Here is a 1,719-nt window from a genome sequence, read left to right on the forward strand (position 1 = left end):
CAGGTCGAGCAGGCCGGTGGCGGCGTCGGCGCGGGCGGCGCGCAGCAGGACGTGATCGGCCTGATGCTTGCGCAGCACGTCATAGACGAGATCGGTCGAGAACAGCACCTGGCGGCGGCTCTTCTCTTCGCCGGTGTGCCGGCGCGTGATCAGGCCGGAGATGATCGCGCAATTGCGGAACGTGCGCTTCATCAGCGCGGATTCGGCGAGCCAGGCTTCGAGATCGTCGCCGAGCATATCGGGGTCGAACAGGGCGTTGAGGTCGATCCGGCCATCGCGGATCATGAAGGAGAGATCGCCAAGCCCCCAGATCGCCACCGCATATTCATTGGCGACGAAGCCGAGCGGCCGGGCGCGGGCGCGCTCGAGGCGCCGCGTCAGCAGCATGCCGAGGGTCTGATGCGCGAGGCGTCCCTCGAAAGGATAGCAGACCAGATAATGCTTGTTGGCGCGCGGAAAGCTCTCGACCAGGAGCTCGCGCACCGCCGGCACCTGCGAGACGTCCTTCTGCAGCGACAGCCAGTCGCGCACCTGCTCCGGCAAGCCGCCCCAGGCGCGGCCGTCATCGAGCAGCCGGCGCACGCGTTCCGCGAGATAGGTCGAGAGCGGAAACTTGCCGCCCATGTAGGACGGGACCTTCGGGTCCTTGTCATGCGCGCGCGAAACATAGACCTGGTCCTCGACCAGGGTCTCGTAGCGCACCACCTCGCCTGAGAACACGAAGGTATCGCCGGGCGAGAGGCCCTCGATGAAGGCCTCCTCGATCTCGCCGAGCAACCGGCCGCCGCGCGCGATCACGCCGGTCGAGCCGCCCGTTTTTCCCTGACCGCCGCCGCGCGAGCGCACCAGCCGCACCTTCAGCATGTCGTCCTCGACGATGGTGCCGACATTCATGCGGTAGCTCTGCCGCACCTTGGGATTGGCGACGCGCCAGCGCCCCTCCTTGTCCTGCTTGATGCGGGCGAAGCGCTCATAGGTCTTCAGCGCATAGCCGCCGGAGGCGACGAAATCGACGACGTCGTCGAAATCCTGCCGCGACAGATCGGCGTAAGGCGCGGCGGTGCGGATCTCGCCATAGAGATCGTCGCTGAAAAAGGGCTCGCCGCAGGCGCAGCCGAGCACGTGCTGGGCCAGCACGTCGAGGCCACCGGTGCGCAACGGCGGCGTATCCTGCGCGTTCTCGGCGATCGCGTCGATCGCGACGCGGCACTCCAGCACTTCAAAACGGTTGGCCGGCACCAGCACCGCGCGCGAGGCTTCGTCGAGGCGGTGGTTGGCGCGGCCGATGCGCTGCATGAGGCGCGACGATCCCTTGGGTGCGCCGATATTGACGACGAGATCGACATCGCCCCAGTCGACGCCGAGGTCGAGCGAGGAGGTGCAGACCACGCCGCGCAGTCTGCCCGCCGACATCGCGTCCTCGACCTTGCGGCGCTGGGCGACGTCGAGCGAGCCGTGATGCAGAGCGATGGCAAGGCCGTCGTCGTTCATGCTCCAGAGGTTCTGGAACAGCATCTCGGCCTGACTGCGGGTATTGACGAAGACGAGCGTGGTCTTGTTGGCCTTGATCAGCTCGTAGATTTCAGGGAGCGCATGGCGCGCACTGTGGCCGGCCCAGGGCAGGCGCTCGCGCGTATCGAGCATCTCGACCTCGGGCGGGGCCGCACCGCCGGCGACGACGATATCGGCGGCAGCTTGCTTGCCGCCGGGCTGCGGCAC

Annotated in this window: 1 protein-coding gene; it reads right to left on the reverse strand. The window is 67.4% G+C overall.

Features of this window, described 5'->3' with window-relative positions; translation table 11 throughout:
- The coding region (locus MOV74_RS37500; RefSeq protein ID WP_246932477.1) for a helicase-related protein at positions 1–1,719 on the reverse strand (1,719 nt) is incomplete at both ends.

The organism is Bradyrhizobium sp. SHOUNA76 (genome assembly GCF_023006445.1).
In the GTDB taxonomy this organism is placed as follows: domain Bacteria; phylum Pseudomonadota; class Alphaproteobacteria; order Rhizobiales; family Xanthobacteraceae; genus Bradyrhizobium.